Origin of the sequence: Natronoglycomyces albus (assembly GCF_016925535.1) — a bacterium.
GTDB lineage: Bacteria > Actinomycetota > Actinomycetes > Mycobacteriales > Micromonosporaceae > Natronoglycomyces > Natronoglycomyces albus.
Map to the genome: position 1 here is coordinate 3,583,683 of NZ_CP070496.1, position 16,576 is coordinate 3,600,258.

The window sequence follows — 16,576 nt, forward strand, 5'->3', positions numbered from 1 at the left end:
TTTATTTCGTCCCTGACGGCCTCAGATTTTCACCGAGCCCGCCACGGCAAGGCAACCTAGGCGGTCACCCCGAACACGGTTTGGGCGATCAAGCCGCCGTCCTTACCGTAGTTGACGACACCCAGGTAACGTTCACCAGCAGTTAGCTCATCCCACGCCACGTTGACGGAGAAATCGCCAGTGGCCTTAACGGATTGAGAACTAGGGCTGACATCCACATTGCCCTGGTCGGCGGTGCCGACCTGCCACGTGTGCAACGTGACGTCCTGGTCGTCACCGGACCACAGGTCGACAAACACCGTGAAGGTATAGCCGCCCGGCAGGTCAATGACTTCATCGGAACCCGACGCCGCTGAGCTACCCACCAGCGTCAAGCCATTGCCGTCACCGAAGTCGTGGAAAGCGAACAAGTCGACGTCGGCATTGCTGGTGTGGTCGTCGTCAAACGATCCAAACCGTACGAAGTCGACGTCAGCGGGGACGGAGACTTCAACAGCGAACGTCTGATCGCGCTCAACCGGGTTGTCGGTCGGGAACGAGGAACCGTCCGCGTTCGACAGGGTCTGCACATCTTTCACAGAGGCGAACAGGCCAGCCGAAGACGCGGCAAGATTACCGGTGAAACCAGACTTTCCCTCCAGCGTCAGGTCACCCGAGGTGCCCTCAGCCGAAACTTCACCGTCAACGTCAAGCTCCACCGGCTGCACCACGATCGGGCTGTGAACCTGGTGGCCACGGCCATCGATCCAGGTCAGCGAACCGTAGGCGTACTCGTTGAAGTCCGCTGTGGTGCGCTTGATCGTCACATCGAACGAGGCCGTCTGGCCCGGGCGGACCACCAGGGTACGTGTCGAGACACTGACATCGAAACCGTCCGGGGCCTGAACGTGTGGGAAGTACACGCCAGCGCGCCTGTGCTTGTCAACGTTGGTGACGGTACGAGTCACGGTGTACTCACCGGTGAGAGAGCCGACCGAGATCGACGGGTAGTTCAGCTGGCTGGGCTCGATGCCACCAAAGGCGTCACACCAGCCTTCCAGGTTCGGAATCTGCTGGAACTGTCCCAGGCCACAACCGTACTGCGCCCAGTCGATGCCATCGGCGTCGTAGACCAGACCCGGGTTGAACATGCGCGAGCCGTCAACGTGACCGGCCCCGTAGTTCATCGGGGTGGCGTCCGCACCAGAAGCGGTCTTGATGGGGTTGCCCGAGTTGTCCTCGGTGTAGGCCGTGGTCATCATGGCGGACTTGATCATCGCCGGGGACCAGTCGGGGTTGGCGCTGGCGATCAGCGCGCCCAGGCCGGCAATGTGCGGCGACGACATCGAGGTTCCCTGCATCAGACCGTACTGGGTGCCGGTGGTGTGCTCGGGGTACCCAGCCATGATCTCCACACCAGGTGCGGTGATGTCCGGCTTCAGCAAGTTTCCCCCACCGGCGTTGGCCGGTCCATATGAGGAGAAGGCGGCCATCGACGGAGCGGTCTGGTCGATACGTTCGGTCTTGCCCAGCGTCACCGTGGCGTCGTCACCGGCGTAGTTCACGTACGCTTCGGTGGCCACACCGGTGTCGTAGTCAACGTGCACCGTCGGTGTCTGGTTGCGAATGACGACGTACTGCCCGGAGGGGTGGCTCGCGGTGTTGGCCACGATGACCGCCCCAGCGCCAGCGTTGATCATTTCGGCGTCGGTGTCGACGAACGGGTTGCCACGCTCACACAGAACGGCTTCGCCATCGACCTTGTCGGGGTCGATCGTGCCGAGCGTACAAGTACGAGCGGCGGCCGGGTTGGCGTCGTCGAAGGCGACGTCTTCGGCCAGCACGACTGGCAGTTCCAGCTCTTCACCCAGGAACGAACCGGACGGGAAGACCTGTCCGTCGCCCAGGGAGTAGTCAGCCTGGAAGGTCTTGTCGTGGGTCGAGGCGGCGACCGTGGTCACCCACGGGTAGTTGTGCGCCACGGTCGAGGGACCCGATCCACCGGAGTTACCGGCGGAGACGGACACGAAGATTCCGGCCGAGGCGGCGTTGAAGTACGCCACCGACACGGGCGTGATGACCGAGTCGCGGGAGCCAGAGATCGAGAAGTTCAGCACGTCTACGCCGTCGTTCAGCGCGGCTTCGATGGCCGCGACCGAGTTGGCTTCGGCGCACAGTCCACTGGCACCCCAGCACACCTTGTAGGCGGCGACGCGGGCGGCCGGAGCCATACCCGAGACGGTGCCGTAGGAGTTGCCGTCGAGGACAACCTCGACGTCGTGGTTACCGGCGGCGGTGGTGGCCACGTGCGTACCGTGGTTGAGTTCCTCCAGCGGGGAGGCGAAGCCGTGCTCGGCTTCGCCACGGCTGTCGAACCACTGGGCGCCGATGAGCTTGTTGTTGCAGGTGACGTTGTGGGCTGGGTTTTCTTCCTCGCCCTCGTCACAGACACCGTCCCACTTGGCGTCGATGATGTCCTGGTCTGGACGCGGTTCCGGCAACGGAGCCAGCGACGGGTTGGTGTGGTCGATACCGGTGTCGATAATGCCGACGATGGTTCCTTCACCAGCGTTTTCGGCGCCGCCGAACTCGCTGTCCCAGGAGCCGCCCTCGAGACCGACGAATTCGGGGGTCGACAGGGTGTCGATTTCCAGCATCCGGTCTTCGAAGATCCCCTTGACCTTGGGGTTCTTGTTGAGCTTCTTCGCCTCTTCGGCGGTGAGGTACATGGACACGCCGTTGAACACGGAGTCGTAGACCATGCTCACTTTGGAGTCGTCGACGTCTTCCAGGATTTCTTCGCGCTCTTTGGCCAGGTAGGCGCGGTAGGACTTGACTTCGGGAGAGTCAGGGTCGAACTTCTCGCCGTCCTTGACCGCGGTGGCGTTAAGGCCAGATACCTCGCCGGAGTAGGTGGCTGCGGGCTCATCGTCGAATTGAACGATGTAGTAGCCGTCCTCGAAGTCGTCAAGGTAGGCGTGTTCTTCAGTTGGGCCTTGCGTGACTTCCAAGTCATTGTTGGAGGTCGGCTCGGCGGACGCACTGTTGGCGGCCACCAAAGTCATGCCTGCGGCAGTCAATGCCGCGGCAGCAATAACGGCGCCAGACACAGTCCGACGCCGCAGTTTATGGGTTCTCGCTCCCATGTGATTGAGCTCCTTCCGGGGTATGCACCGCCAAGGGGGCGGCAGTGCATGCCAGCTGAGCCTAATTCGCATTCTTAACGATGTAAACCCAGAAGTACCTACTTCGAAGAAGCTCCACCAAATTGTTATTTTTGGGCATTGCGCAGTGGTTATGCCGCTGAATTAAGACTGGTTACCAACTAATCTCCATAGCCTAAATGGGGACTATTCGCCACTGATCACATTCCCGCGAATTCCACTAATCAGCATTCATAAATACCTTGCAATAGAATGCCTGCACTCATTTTTTCCTTTTTTGCCTTTAGTATCAACCACCTGCAAACGTGGTTCCCAATGCAATTGCCGGAATAATACCCCGGCGACCGCTTTGCTCGGTATAGCTACTAACTGACGTTTAGAGCCCTCGACCACAAAGGCCGGGAAAACATTTGTATTGACCCCGACTACGGCGAGTAAGCATCTGCGGCGAGAGGGCGAAAGGGCTTGTTTCCGGGTCGAATCGGAAACGAGGGGGCGGAACTTCCAGCAGTGGCAAGCCGAACCTGATTGTTCAAACCAAGCACGCATAGGAACAACCAAGCGCCCCGCTAGTCGCACCGGGAACTTCGAGGTTTACGTAAAAGGCACTTTCACCCTTGGGACGAAAACTCGAAAAATAGCCCCAAAACCAACAATAGTTAATCCGCATCACCGTTTGCTCGCCCAAAAACACAGGGTGCGCACGTGAGACGTTGCCGCAATGCCATGGCCCCACGACACAGCGCCGCCTATTCACGTGCGCACCCTGCGCGACCTAGCCAGCCACCGGCTGCACCACTAGCGGGCTTCGAACCTGATGACCTCTGCTATCGATCCACGTAATCGCCCCGAAGGAATACTCACCACTTGGCGCACCCGCGTGCGTGAACGTCACGTCGAACGAAGCCGTCTGGCCCGGACGCACAACCAAGGTCCGCTTCGAGACCCGAACATCGATGCCAGCGGGAGCCTCCACATGCGCGAAGTACACCCCAGTGAAATCGTCCACATTGGTCACCGTGCGGGTTACCGTATACGAACCCTCCAACGAACCCACCGAAACCGAAGGGTAATTCAGCTGACTGGGTTCGATCGGATCCACAAACTCACACATCAGCGCCAACTCCGGAACGCTCTCAAACTGGCCCAGGCCGCAACCGTAAGAAGTCCAGTCAATGAAGTCCGCGTCGTAGACCAGCCCCGGGTTGAACATGCGCGAACCATCGACATGGCCCGCACCGTAGTGCAGCGGGGTCGCCTCGTCGCCATGAGCGGTCACGATAGCCTCACCAGCAGAGTCGTCCGTGTAGGCCGTGGTCATCATGGCCGACTTGATCATCGCCGGAGACCAGTCGGGGTTCGCACTAGCGATCAGCGCGGCCAAACCCGCGATATGCGGGGCAGACATAGAGGTGCCCGACATCGGACCATACTGCGTTCCAGTGAGGTTCTCCGGGAAACCGGCCATAACCTCCACACCGGGCGCGGTAATGTCCGGCTTCAGCAAATCGCCACCACCGGCGACGGCAGGCCCATACGAGGAAAACCACGCCATCTCCGGCGCGACCTGGTCACGACGTTCGGTGGCCCCAATAGTGACCGCAGCGTCCTCACCCACCGAGGCGGCGTAGACGCGGGCAGCCTCACCAGCCTCGAGGCCGATATTGATAATCGGGAACTCGTTGCGGACCAGGTACAGCTGGTTCGCCGGGTGCTCCTCGGTATTGGCAAAGATGAACGCACCAGCACCAGCGTTCCTCACTTCGGCCAGGCTCGACCCGAGCCTGGCGTCGTCGCGCTCGCACAAGATGGCTTCACCGTCGACCTTGGCCGGGTCGATCGTGCCCGTGGCACATGTGCGGGCAGCGGCCGGGTCTGCGTCATCCCTAGCCACGTCCACGGCCGAGACCAGCGGAAATTCCAGTTCCGCGCTCTGGAACGCGGCAGACTCGAAGACCTGACCGTCCCCGAGAACGAAATCGGAGCGCAGCTTCTGCGAATGGGTCGAAGCCGCCACCGTAGTCACCCACGGATAGTTGTGGGCCACCGTGCTCGGCCCAGCCATCCCGCTATTACCCGCGGAAGCCGACACGAAGACACCCGCTGCCGCGGCACGCAAATACGCCTGTGCCACAGGCGTAACGATAGAACTGGTGGAACCAGAGATCGAAAAGTTGAGGACGTCAACGCCGTCATTGACGGCCGCCTCGATCGCGGCTACCGAGTTGGCTTCGGCGCACGTGCCGAAGAGACTCCAGCACACCTTGTAAACCGACAGTCGCGCCGCCGGAGCCATGCCCGACGCGTTCCCGTAGGAGCGCCCTTCGCTGATGGCTTCGACATCGTGGTTACCCACGGCCGTGGTGGCCACGTGCGTACCGTGGTTGACCTCCTCCAAAGGAGAGGCGTAACCGAAAGCGGCCAGACCATGGCTGTCAAACCACTGGGCACCAATCACCTTATTGTTACAGGTGACGTTGAGAGCTGGGTCCTCCTCGTCTCCCTCATCGCAGGTGCCGCGCCACTTAGCGTCGATGATGTCCTGATCCGGACGCGGTTCCGGCAACGGAGCCAGCGACGGGTTGCTCGGGTCGAAACCAGTGTCGATAATGCCGACGATGACCCCTTCACCGGCGTTGTCGGCTCCGCCGAACTCACGCTCCCAGGAGCCGCCCGCCCCATCAACACCGACAAATTCGCCGGTGCTCACAGTGTCGAGCTCAAGGTTCCGGTCTTCGAAAATGCCCTTCACCTTGGGATGATCGTTAAGGTTCTCGGCCTCGTCGGCACTCAAATGCATGGCGACACCGTTGAAAACACTGTCGTAGACCATGTTCACGGCCGCATCGTCAAAATCGGAGAGGATCTCCTCGCGCTCATGCGCCAGATAGTCGCGATAGGCCTTCGCCGCGGCCGAATCGGGGTCATAGCGCTCGCCCTCCTCCACCGCTGTCGCCGCGAACCCGCTGAGGTCTCCCTCATAGGTGACGGTGGGCTCGGCTTCGAACTCCACTATGTAGTAGCCACCGTCGAACTCATCGAGGTAGGCACTTTCTTCGGTGAACGTCTCGGACTCGAGGCCGAGTGGGGATGTTGGTTCGGCGGACGCGCCGCTAGCGGCCACCATGGTGATTCCTGCTGCGGTGATTGCCGCAGCGGTCATTGCGGTGGCGGACACGGCCCGCCGCCGCAATGGGGTTGTGACTCCCATTGTTGGGTCTCCTTCCGGGGGCGCGCGGAAAAGGGGGTCCGCGCATTAGAAGTGAGACTAATTCGGGCCCAGAGGCCGCGCATCGGGGTAAACCCTTGCAATTGCGCACAGACACCACCACATGCCACCGACGATGCTCCGAACAGCTACAACACAACGCCCGCAAAGAAAAGGGACTCGAACGAGAATTCCACGTCGGGCCTACACGCGATCTTCCACAAGATCAACTCAGGTTCAATTAATCGACGCGGCAAGCATTGTGGGACGCGCATAGATTCGCGCCAATCGAGTACGCACAAGCACCCCATACATTCGCAACCAAAAGCTTTCGATCACTTGTGAAAGTGCCGCCAGGGCACCGCATTGACCTGGCTTCGTCCGCAGCGAACCGCCGTTGGCCCCCTACTGAAACTGCGCAGGCACCTACGAAAGCGCCTGCCGCAACCGGCGCACCAACTGACATCGCACGTCGAGGTCACTGGCGCGCAACGGTCCGTACTGACTGACGTAACACGTCCGCCCCTCGAACACGACCGACGATTTTGCAGGCACCTCCGCCCGACACAGCAGCATGCGAAGCTGGCGATCCAACAGGGTCTTCGCAGCTTCAGCATCCAGGGCCAATACGGCAAAGCGGGAGTCGAACGAGGCCTCACCCGTGCGAACTCGCAACCGTCGTGCCGTGAACAGGGCGATGCGCATCCGAGGCTTGGGCACGACCAACACAGTCGGAAGCTCACGCTCGAGGTCCACCCCGACCAGGTTCATGAAGCGGTACCGCACCACCTGCCCCAAGAGAGTGCGCGGTGGAGGTCGGCGACGCGACCCTGCGAGGACGCGACTTTGCCAAATGCGGACACCATCGTCGGCAGACTCCAGCAGCGGGCCGTACGTCTCGGCGCTATCACTCCACATCGGGGGACGCGCGGCAAACCCGGCGAACAGGCGGGAGCCGGTCTCAGAGGAAGACGCGGCGCGGCCGAACGGGAGCACGTCCATCACCGTGTCGAGGCTCGTTCGGCCCCGAAAGACGAAAGCATGAGCCAGCGCCCATCGCGACAGAGCGACCTCCTGCCCCCGCAAGAGGACGATCCGCATAGCCCAGGCGACGCACAAGCCGACCACCAGGGCAGCCAGCGCGGCCACGACGCCCCACTGAAACAACGACAGGCCACTGGCCGCCTCCGAGACATAATTGATGTCTTGATCATGCAGAGCCGGACTGCTAGCTAGGGTCATGAATCGGCAATCATGCCGTCGATCTCCTCGAATGAGGCACGGAGTTCATCATCAATGAGGCTTAGAGCTCCTATCAGGTTTCTCTTCCTACTGCGGTGGAGTGATGTCGCGCCTGGCCGCGTTGTCGGCCCTTGCCCATACCCGCTGGGTATGAACAAGCACCTCCGCCTCCCCACGCACTGACAGCACACCATCCTCGCCACGGAAACAAACCTGATAGGAGCTCTTAGGCAAAAGTGCAAATTCAAGGCCGCAGGAGGCGAAGTTTACGCAGGTAAACGAGCCGACGAGAACGCTGAAAGTGCCTTTTGCATAGGCCTCAACGTCATGCCAGTGGTCAATTGATTCCTTGATCCGGTCGGCCGGGCCACTAAGCGCATGGTCAAACAAGCGAATGTTGTCCGCCAGTTCCCCTGCCGTGTCTTTGTACTTATCCACATGGCTCAGACCAGGTATCGCCATGACTGTGAAGACGTTTGTCACCAACGCCATTTGAAGAAGCGGTATTGGCGGCGGATCTTCAGCGATGAGGCGGACAGGCTGCCGGTGACCGATATGCGGACCCAGTTTTGAGGGCCGGTGTGGACCTTGTTCTTCACCGAGGCGGCTTTGAGGTCGATCTCGTCGACCGCGTAAACGCCCTCGTCGGGCAGGATGAGAACAATGCTTGAGGCCATGTCGTCAACCTGAATGTGGACTTCCCGGCTGGAGAAGATCGCCTCGGTGAAGTTGAGTTTGATATTCGAGGCTTTCCCTTTCAGGACGATCCGCTGCGGCACCCTCCAGCGTCCGAGTCGTTTGATAGTCGATGCTTTGGGGGTCAACTTCAAGAGTGCGGGCGAATCCGATTCCAGCTCACCGGGGCCGACCACCTCGACGCCGCCAGCGCTGGCCCTCAGTTGCCGGTTGATCTCGGGCAGGTCGCTGAGCAGGTCTTTGAGTTCTCCGTGGGTACGGACGCGATAAACTTCGGCGGCACGGTCGTTGAATTCGGAGAGGTCGAGGCGTCCCTCTTCGGTGCTGCGGTGCAGGTGGGCGATGACCTGCTCGCGTTCGGCATCCGAGACTCGCAGGCGGGGGTCGGGCTCTTCAGTTCCGGTCATATCTTTCAATTTAGCGAATGCGCCGGGGGTTGCGCACCAAGCCGCCGTTGCACCATTCCTGGTAGTCGAACAGTTTCGGGTACTTGATGAGGGCTTTGGTGTTGCGAATCCATAGCCGTATCCACTGGTCGCGATGTTCGGAGGCCGCTTCCAGTAGTTTCTCGACCTTTTTCTCGGTGTGGACCTTGAACTTGGTGCGCACCGCGTCGCCTGAGTAGATGTACATGACGTGTAGCGCGAACGCCCGTTTTGGGCACAGCGGGTCGGCGGCCAGTTCCAACCAGGTGTGAATGAGTTCGTCCGTTGCCAACAACAGGTCCCATTGTCGGCCTTCCGGGGGTCCCGCATGGGGGTCGTGGGCCCATTCCCGGATCTCTTCGGCAGTGGGGACCGCCGGGGTGGCAAAACCCTGAAATGGTTTCTTTGACACGCATCGCTCCTACTGTGGCCAGCGCCGAGGGTACCACCATGGGACAGCGGCGTCGTGTGTTGTCGGCGTCGGTATGGGGTGGCCGCGCTCGGCGTGGGGATTGGGGTTCGTCGCTTGCCCTCATTATTAGGTGCCTTGTCCAACTAAAGGGGCCCGGGGCCGCATCTCGCGGCTCCGGGCCCCTTTAGTTGTTGTGGCTTAGGAGCTGGGTTTGTCCGGCTCAGCCTCGGCGGCTTCTTCTGAGCTGGCTGCCTGGGCTGGGTCGGGTTTGGTCTGCTCCAGCAGCAGTTGGGCCACGTCGACAACCTGGACGTTCTCTTCTTCTCCGGAGGCGGCTACGCCGTCGTTGATCATGGTGGAGCAGAAGGGGCAGCCCACGGCGACGGTTTTCGCGCCGGTGTTGATGGCTTCTTCAGAGCGGTTGATGTTGACGCGTTTGCCGAGGTCCTCTTCCATCCACATGCGGGCGCCGCCAGCGCCGCAGCAGAAGGACTCTTTACCCGAGCGGGGCATTTCGGTGAGTCCTTGGGCGGAGATGTCGCCGAGGACTTCGCGGGGGGGCGTGAAGACTCCGTTGTGTCGCCCCAGGTAGCAGGGGTCGTGGTAGGTGAGTCCGCCTTCGAGTTGCCGGACGGGCTTGATTTTGCCGGATTTGAGCAACTCGGAGAGTAGTTCGGTGTGGTGGACGACTTCGTAGTGTCCGCCCATTTGTCCGTATTCATTGCCGAGCGTGTTGAGGCAGTGGGGGCAGGTGGCGACGATTTTCTTGGCCCCGGCTTCATTGAGCGCGGTGACGTTTTGCTCGGCGAGCATTTGGAAGAGGAATTCGTTGCCCATGCGGCGGGCGGGGTCGCCGGTGCAGGTCTCGCCTTTGCCTAGGGTCGCGAAGGAGACCCCGGCTTGGTGCAACAGTGTGGCCACCGCACGGGCGGTTTTTTGTGCCTTGGGGTCGAAGGCCGCCGCACAGCCAACCCAGAATAGGTACTCGTAGTCTTCGGCGGCCGAGTCGATGACGGGGACTTCGAAGTCGAGGCCTTCGGTCCAGTCGGTGCGCTTCTTGGGGTTTTCGCCCCACGGGTTGCCCTTGTTTTCGAGGTTGCGCAGCAGCACTCCGGCCTCGGGCGGGAAGGCCGATTCCATCATGGTCTGGTTGCGTCGCATGTCGAGGATGTGGTCGACGTGTTCGATGTCGACCGGGCACTGTTCGACGCAGGCTCCGCAGGTGGTGCAGGACCAGAGGACTTCGGGGTCGATGATGTCGCCGATGAGGCTCTTGTCGGCCTCGGCCAGCGCGATCGGGGAGACGTCTTTGAGTTGTTCGGCCGAGGCGGTCTCCTCACCCAGGGCGTCTTTGCGGCCTCCGGCCATGAGGTAGGGGGCCTTGGCGTACAGGTGGGTGCGCAGGTCTGTCATGAGCAGCTTGGGCGACAGCGGCTTGCCGGTGTTCCAGGCTGGGCATTGGTCTTGGCAGCGCCCGCATTCGGTGCAGGTGGTGAAGTCGAGCAGGCCCTTCCAGGTGAACTGTTCGACTTGGCCGACGCCGAAGGGGTCCTTTTCGGGGTCGTCGGTTTCGAAGTCGATGGGGCGGCCGTCGACGAGGGCCGGTTTGGCGGCTCCGAGCGCGACGCGGCCGTCTGCTTCGCGCTTGTAGTAGATGTTGAAGAATGCCGTCAGGCGGTGCCAGCCGATGCCCATGGTCAGGATGCGGGCGATGATGACGAAGAAGGTCCAGGAGACGAGGATCTTGCCCAGGGCCAGGAGGGTGACGACGGTGCCGAGGGTTTCGGCGCTGGTGTCGCCCCAAATGTTGGAGAGGGCGGCCGATATCGGGGAAGCCCAGGTGGTCTCGATGGCGCCCTTGGCGTATTCGGCCGAGCGAATCAGGAAGAGGAAGGACGCGATGGCGAAGATGGTGGCTTCGACGTAGAAGGCCTGCCATTGGCTGGAGCCTTCGAAGCGGGAGGTGGACTTACGTTGTCCGGCTTCGGAGGCGGGGCCGTCTTCGGGGGCGGGGTTGCGGCTGGGCAGCTTTACCATGCGCACGATGAACAGGGTGACGATTCCCAGCCATGTGAACAGGGCGATGAGTTCGGAGAGCATCAGCCACGGGATGAAGTGGCCGAGCAGCGGCAGTGACCAGTTGGGGTTGAGGACTTCGAAATAGGCCTGCACAAGGATGGGGAATAGGGAGAAGAACCCGATGAAGACAAACCAGTGGGCGGCTCCGACCAGGCTCAGTTTGAGCATGCGGGTGTGCCCGAGGGTTTCGACCGCCAGGGTCTTGAGGCGTTGCGCGCGGTTGCCGCTGCGGCTGTCGTCTTTGGCTCCCAGGCGAATGATGGCCAGGATTTGCGCGCAAGCGCGCACAAAGAGGGTGATGGCGACGGCGGTAAAGCCGAACGCGATCACCGAGGCAATGATTTGGACCGTACCCATCGGCGTCCTCCCTCGCTACAGGTGCTGTCAGACACAATAGTTGTTACTAGCCAGTAATATTTCGGCGGGGTGCGACATGACACTAATTGATCACCATTAGCGAGGTGTCCTTTTCCTGGCGAGGTTAGCCTGCCCCTTCCGCCGTGTTGGTGAAATCCGCATATGAGGCCACCCCGTCCGGCCACCCGGGGCAACCGCGTAGCCGGACGGGGCGAATAACGACCTAATCCTTGGAATCGGCCCCCTTAGAGGCCTGCTCGGCCGCCTCTGACTTCGCGCCAGCGGAGCGACGGACCGCGCGGATGTCCTTGATCGACATCAACGCCTCCACGATGACCCACATCGCCAGGCCCAAAATGATGGCGTCCAACGGCGCCAGCACCCATTCGCCCTGCTCAATAAAGTTACGCAGGTTCAAAACCAATGCCCACACCGTCATGACCGTCACGAAGACCATCGGCACCACAATCGCGATCGGATTGCGCCCCAGCTTCGTGACCCACACGGCGATGACCGCCAGCGCCAAACCGGCCATCAGCTGATTAGTGGTGCCGAAAAGCTGCCAGAGCACTCCAAACGCATACCCGGCGTCGTCCTCGCCGCCAGGCATCAGCGCCAAACTCATGCCCAAGGCTATGGTGATCAGCCCCGGCCAGGTCAAGCTGCGAGCCAGCTTCTTCCACCCGATGATGGTCGCGATTTCCTGAATCACATAGCGCTGTAGCCGCACTGCCGTGTCCAGCGAGGTCGCCGCGAACGAAATGACCACCACGGCCGCGAAAATCAACGCCAGATCCAACGGCACGCCCAGGTTCGAGGCGAAGACGGCCACCCCATCGACGAAGTTGCCAACGGCCCCGCCCGAGGCAGTGGAGAAATCCGGATACAGGCTGGACCAGTCGGCTTGGGTGGCCACGACACCAGCGGTGACGGCCAGGATTGAGCACAAAGCCAGCGAGCCCTCTCCGATGGCACCGGCGTAGCCCACGTACCTGGCATCGGTTTCCTTGTTCAACTGTTTGGCCGTGGTCCCCGAGCACACCAGCGAATGGAAACCCGATATCGCCCCGCAGGCAATGGTGATGAACAAGAACGGAAACAAGCTAGGGGAGTCAGCGGGCACATCGTTGACGATGGGAGCCACGACGGTGTTCCAGCCAACCAGCACCCCCGCCAACACCACCGCCAGGGCGATGAACAGTTGATGCGAGTTGATGTAGTCCCTCGGTTGCAACAGCATCCAAATGGGCAGGCGAGAGGCAACAAACGTGTACAGGAACAAAATGATGACCCACAAGTTGCGGGGGTTATCGAATCCCAGCCATTCGGCCAGCGGCGTGATGTCGACCGGATACATGTCGCCGACAATGATGAGCAAATACAGCGAAATGACACCGACGATCGACGGAATCAAGGCGGCGGTTTTCTTGCGATAGATGTATTGGCCGATCGCCATCGCGATGGGAATCTCGACAAAAATCGGGATCACCGCCCCAGGGTGGGCGACGAGCAAATTTGCGATAACCACCGCGAAGACAGCATTGACCAGCGTCAAAAGAAAGAAAATAATCAGCAAGAACAAGGTTCGGGAACGCTTACTGATCACATCCTGCGCCAAGACACCGATGTTGCGCGCCCGGTGCCGCACCGAAATGACCAACGCACCGAAATCATGGGTGCCAGCGGCGAAAATAGTGCCGAGGACTACCCAGGCCAAGGCCGGACCCCACCCCCAGAAAACCGCGATAGCCGGCCCCACGATCGGAGCCGCACCAGCAACAGAGGTGAAATGGTGGCCAAACAGGACATGCTTGTTAGTGGGGATGAAGTCCACGCCGTCGTGGAATCGATGAGCAGGAGTGACGAATGTGGGGTCTAGGCAATAGACTCTCTGAGCCAAATAGCGCGAGTAGAATATAAACCCGCAGGCAAATAGGGACAACACGCCTATTGCCAGCACAAAGGCAGGCATACGGCGACCTCCTCGAACGGAACGCGGCACATTGGCCTAGTGGGGTGGATCACTCAGCGGTGAAATCACACTAATATGGGCGCAAATAGGTGTCAATGACGACAAGGGTGGCGAATGATGACGAACAATGTGCCCGACACAAACCACGCGATCCGCGCCGCCGCCACCTGCGAAATCTCTTGGATCGGCGTCGACGGCAAACGCCATGCCACTGCCCTGACGCCCCTGAGTGACGGCGAACAGCTCACCGTGGCGTTCACCTTCGCCCAGGCCGAGCAAGCCCGCTCCCTGGCCGAGGCCGACACCGCCACCGTCACCATCACCGACCCACGTTCCGGTTCATCCACCTGGACACCACTGCTCATCCACGGCGACGTCTCCATGCGCGTCGACCTCGAGGGCGAGATCTTCACCGACACGCTGCTACCTGAGGAACTGGCCAAATACCCACCCTCCCGGGCGCTGGCCGACTCGATCATCCTGCGCCGCGAACACTGGTGGTACTTGCCACGACTACTTATCGACATCACACCCACCGCAGTCGAACCCTTCGCCGAACGCATAAAGGGACAACCGCTGCTCTTTACCAGCGACCGCCGCGCCCACGTCCTCGATACCAACCCCATCGAGGTTCACCGGCCCACCGAATCGCACCACATCGGCGAGGACATGCCTGAGGGGCCAGCCGCATTGTTCAACCACGACTTTTCCGTGCCCGACATGGAACAGTGGACCGAATGGCTCGCCACCGGCGACATCGCCCAGGGCGAATTCCACTTTGACTTTCAAACCGGGACGGTGGACCTGTCCCGCCCGCGCGGGCTCTTCGCTCGGTTTCGACACCAAGCCCAACTAGAGAAAGCATGTCGTACCGCCCTGGCAGCGGCAGGCCACCAGTAACGCATACCCAGCGCAACCCGCATTGCGCACCCGGCGCGGGGAGGATCTGGGCCCGAAATACGCGGCCGTGCGGGCCAGGGTGCTCCCAGGCCCCAGGTCGCGGTTTTCCACAACCACAAAACTTCTTCTTGACCCCTGAACCGCCCCTTGAAAAGATAGAATTTGGGGGTCCCAGCGTGAAACTTTCTCACCTTTCGGCGCGCGGCTGAGCAAGGCGAGAGACCAAAATAGGGAGCGCTGGCACATCCATCGTGATACAAGAAAGAGACGATGACGATCACCACTCCCGACGCACTAGCGTCACCGGATCTGCCGTTGCGTTACAAGGCAGTCCGCGAGCTCACCGAAGACCTAGCCGCACCACTGTCGGCCGAAGACCAAAGCATCCAGTCGATGCCCGACGCCAGCCCCACAAAATGGCATCGAGCGCACACGACATGGTTCTTCGAAACCTTTCTCCTCCAACCCCATCTACGCGACTACCATGTCTTTCACCCACAGTTCGGCTACCTGTTCAACTCCTATTACGAAACAGTCGGGACCCCACACCCACGCCCCGAACGCGGCATGATTTCTCGCCCCGGCATCGAAGAAGTCAAAGCCTACCGCCAGCACGTCGATGCGGGAATGGAACGCCTACTGACCGACAAACCAGGAGACGACCTAGCCGCACTAGTCGAACTGGGGCTCCAACACGAACAGCAACATCAAGAACTGTTGCTCATGGACATCAAACACGCACTATGGCAAAACCCGCTCCAGCCCTCCTATGCGGACCTACCGCCACCAAAGCCCACTACGGCGGCATCCCTCAGTTGGATCGAACACCCCGGCGGCCTCATAGAAATAGGGCATGCGGGAACCGGCTTCGCCTACGACAACGAAACACCCCGCCACAAAGTGTGGTGCGAGCCGTTCGCGCTGGCCAACCGCCTCGTGACCAATGGCGAATGGAAAGCCTTCATCGAGGACGGCGGCTATCAGCGCCCCGAACTGTGGCTATCCGAAGGCTGGGCCACCGTCCAGGAACAGGGCTGGAAAGCGCCACTGTATTGGGACCACACTGGAGACGAAGCCTTCACCCTCGCAGGTCCACAAGCGATCGACCCAGCTCAGCCAGTCTCACACGTTAGCTACTTCGAGGCCGACGCCTACGCCACCTGGGCCGGTCATCGCCTACCGCGCGAATCCGAATGGGAATGCGTAGCAGCGGCATTGCCAACCGAAGGTGCGTTTCTCAACCAAACACGCCTGCGTCCCCAACCCGCCCAAGGTAAGCAAAGCCCCATGCAAATGTTCGGCGATGTATGGGAATGGACCGCCAGCTCCTATCTTCCCTATCCCGGGTATCAGCCCCCCAAAGGAGCCATCGGCGAATACAACGGAAAGTTCATGGTCAACCAACACGTCTTGCGAGGAGGATCTTGTGTGACCCCGCCGCATCATGTGCGGGCCACCTACCGAAACTTCTTCGGCGCCAACGCCCGCTGGGCGTTCAGCGGAGTTCGCCTCGCCACATGATTACCGACAGTGCTTGACGATTAACTCTCGCGCGTTGCGCTTGGCGATCGAGTCCTCGTCCATGCGCACCATGAACCGGCTCGGGTTAGGCAGCGAGTCGAAACCTAGCTTGCGGTACAGCTCATGGGCGTCCAAGGTCGCCAGCAGCCATCTGCGGATCGGCGTCAATTCGGGGTGCTCCAACAAAAACGAACCCAGCCACGAGGCCAAGCCGTTGCCCCGGTGTTCTTCCAAGACGAACACATCAGCCAAATAGGCAAACTGGGTAAAGTCGCTGACCACACGGGCATAACCGACCTGGCTACCCTCGAAGTAGACACCGACAATCAGTGAATGCCGGGCAGAACGCTCCACATCGGCTCGGGAAATGCCCTTGGCCCAATAGCTATTGGTCAAAAAGTCGTGCACGACCTCAAAGTCAATCCGGCTTCGGTCAGTCGAGAGTTCATAGGGGCCCTTGTGCTCGGTCAAAACCGCGAATTCATCCATCGCCCGATCCTATGAGGAAAAACCGGTCCTGCCCACGCGGCGACAGACGCGGGCGGCGCTGGCGTGGTTACGTCGGCGTCCATGTCCGCAACGTCACTTGTGGGCGCACGGCCTGCTGACTAAATGTTTGGC

11 protein-coding genes are annotated in these 16,576 nt (G+C 60.8%); 2 read left to right on the forward strand and 9 right to left on the reverse strand.

Annotation, left to right across the window (positions count from 1 at the left end):
- Nucleotides 1-56: 56 nt before the first annotated feature.
- From JQS30_RS15325 to JQS30_RS15360, 8 genes are all read right to left on the reverse strand, one after another.
- Nucleotides 57-3,089 (reverse strand): S8 family serine peptidase, encoded by a 3,033-nt coding sequence (locus JQS30_RS15325; RefSeq protein ID WP_213171107.1) that lies wholly within the window; start codon nucleotides 3,087-3,089, stop codon nucleotides 57-59.
- A gap of 829 nt (nucleotides 3,090-3,918) precedes the next feature.
- A complete protein-coding gene (locus tag JQS30_RS15330) occupies nucleotides 3,919-6,354 on the reverse strand; it encodes a S8 family serine peptidase (RefSeq protein WP_213171108.1) in 2,436 nt (811 codons plus the stop codon).
- A 423-nt stretch (nucleotides 6,355-6,777) separates the two neighbouring features.
- Nucleotides 6,778-7,593 carry a hypothetical protein gene (locus JQS30_RS15335; protein ID WP_213171109.1) on the reverse strand — a complete coding sequence of 272 codons (816 nt, stop codon included), beginning with the start codon at nucleotides 7,591-7,593 and terminating at the stop codon, nucleotides 6,778-6,780.
- Nucleotides 7,594-7,680: 87 nt separating this feature from the next.
- Nucleotides 7,681-8,076, reverse strand: a complete 396-nt coding sequence (locus JQS30_RS15340) for a hypothetical protein (RefSeq protein WP_213171110.1) — start codon at nucleotides 8,074-8,076, stop codon at nucleotides 7,681-7,683.
- A complete protein-coding gene (locus tag JQS30_RS15345; protein ID WP_213171111.1) occupies nucleotides 8,073-8,696 on the reverse strand; it encodes a DUF1707 SHOCT-like domain-containing protein in 624 nt (207 codons plus the stop codon). Before JQS30_RS15345 ends, JQS30_RS15340 begins: the two co-directional genes overlap by 4 nt.
- 10 nt (nucleotides 8,697-8,706) lie before the next feature.
- The gene (locus tag JQS30_RS15350) at nucleotides 8,707-9,126 is read right to left on the reverse strand and encodes a hypothetical protein (RefSeq protein ID WP_213171112.1); all 420 of its coding nucleotides are present in this window, start codon (nucleotides 9,124-9,126) and stop codon (nucleotides 8,707-8,709) included.
- 198 nt (nucleotides 9,127-9,324) lie between these two features.
- Entirely contained in the window at nucleotides 9,325-11,562 is a 2,238-nt protein-coding gene (locus JQS30_RS15355) for a (Fe-S)-binding protein (protein ID WP_213171113.1), read from the reverse strand.
- A 223-nt stretch (nucleotides 11,563-11,785) separates the two neighbouring features.
- Nucleotides 11,786-13,534, reverse strand: a complete 1,749-nt coding sequence (locus JQS30_RS15360; RefSeq protein ID WP_213171114.1) for a carbon starvation CstA family protein — start codon at nucleotides 13,532-13,534, stop codon at nucleotides 11,786-11,788.
- Between the two features lie 114 nt (nucleotides 13,535-13,648).
- On the opposite strand from JQS30_RS15360, the gene JQS30_RS15365 reads away from it, so the two are divergent.
- Both JQS30_RS15365 and egtB read left to right on the forward strand, forming a co-directional pair.
- Nucleotides 13,649-14,434: a hypothetical protein gene (locus tag JQS30_RS15365; protein WP_213171115.1), complete on the forward strand. Its 786-nt coding sequence runs from the start codon at nucleotides 13,649-13,651 to the stop codon at nucleotides 14,432-14,434.
- Between the two features lie 270 nt (nucleotides 14,435-14,704).
- Nucleotides 14,705-15,955 carry an ergothioneine biosynthesis protein EgtB gene (gene egtB / locus JQS30_RS15370; RefSeq protein WP_213171116.1) on the forward strand — a complete coding sequence of 417 codons (1,251 nt, stop codon included), beginning with the start codon at nucleotides 14,705-14,707 and terminating at the stop codon, nucleotides 15,953-15,955.
- Here the strand turns inward: egtB and JQS30_RS15375 are convergent, their stop codons facing one another.
- Nucleotides 15,956-16,444, reverse strand: coding sequence for a GNAT family N-acetyltransferase (locus tag JQS30_RS15375; protein WP_213171117.1), 489 nt, complete (start codon nucleotides 16,442-16,444; stop codon nucleotides 15,956-15,958).
- Between the last annotated feature and the right edge of the window lie 132 nt (nucleotides 16,445-16,576).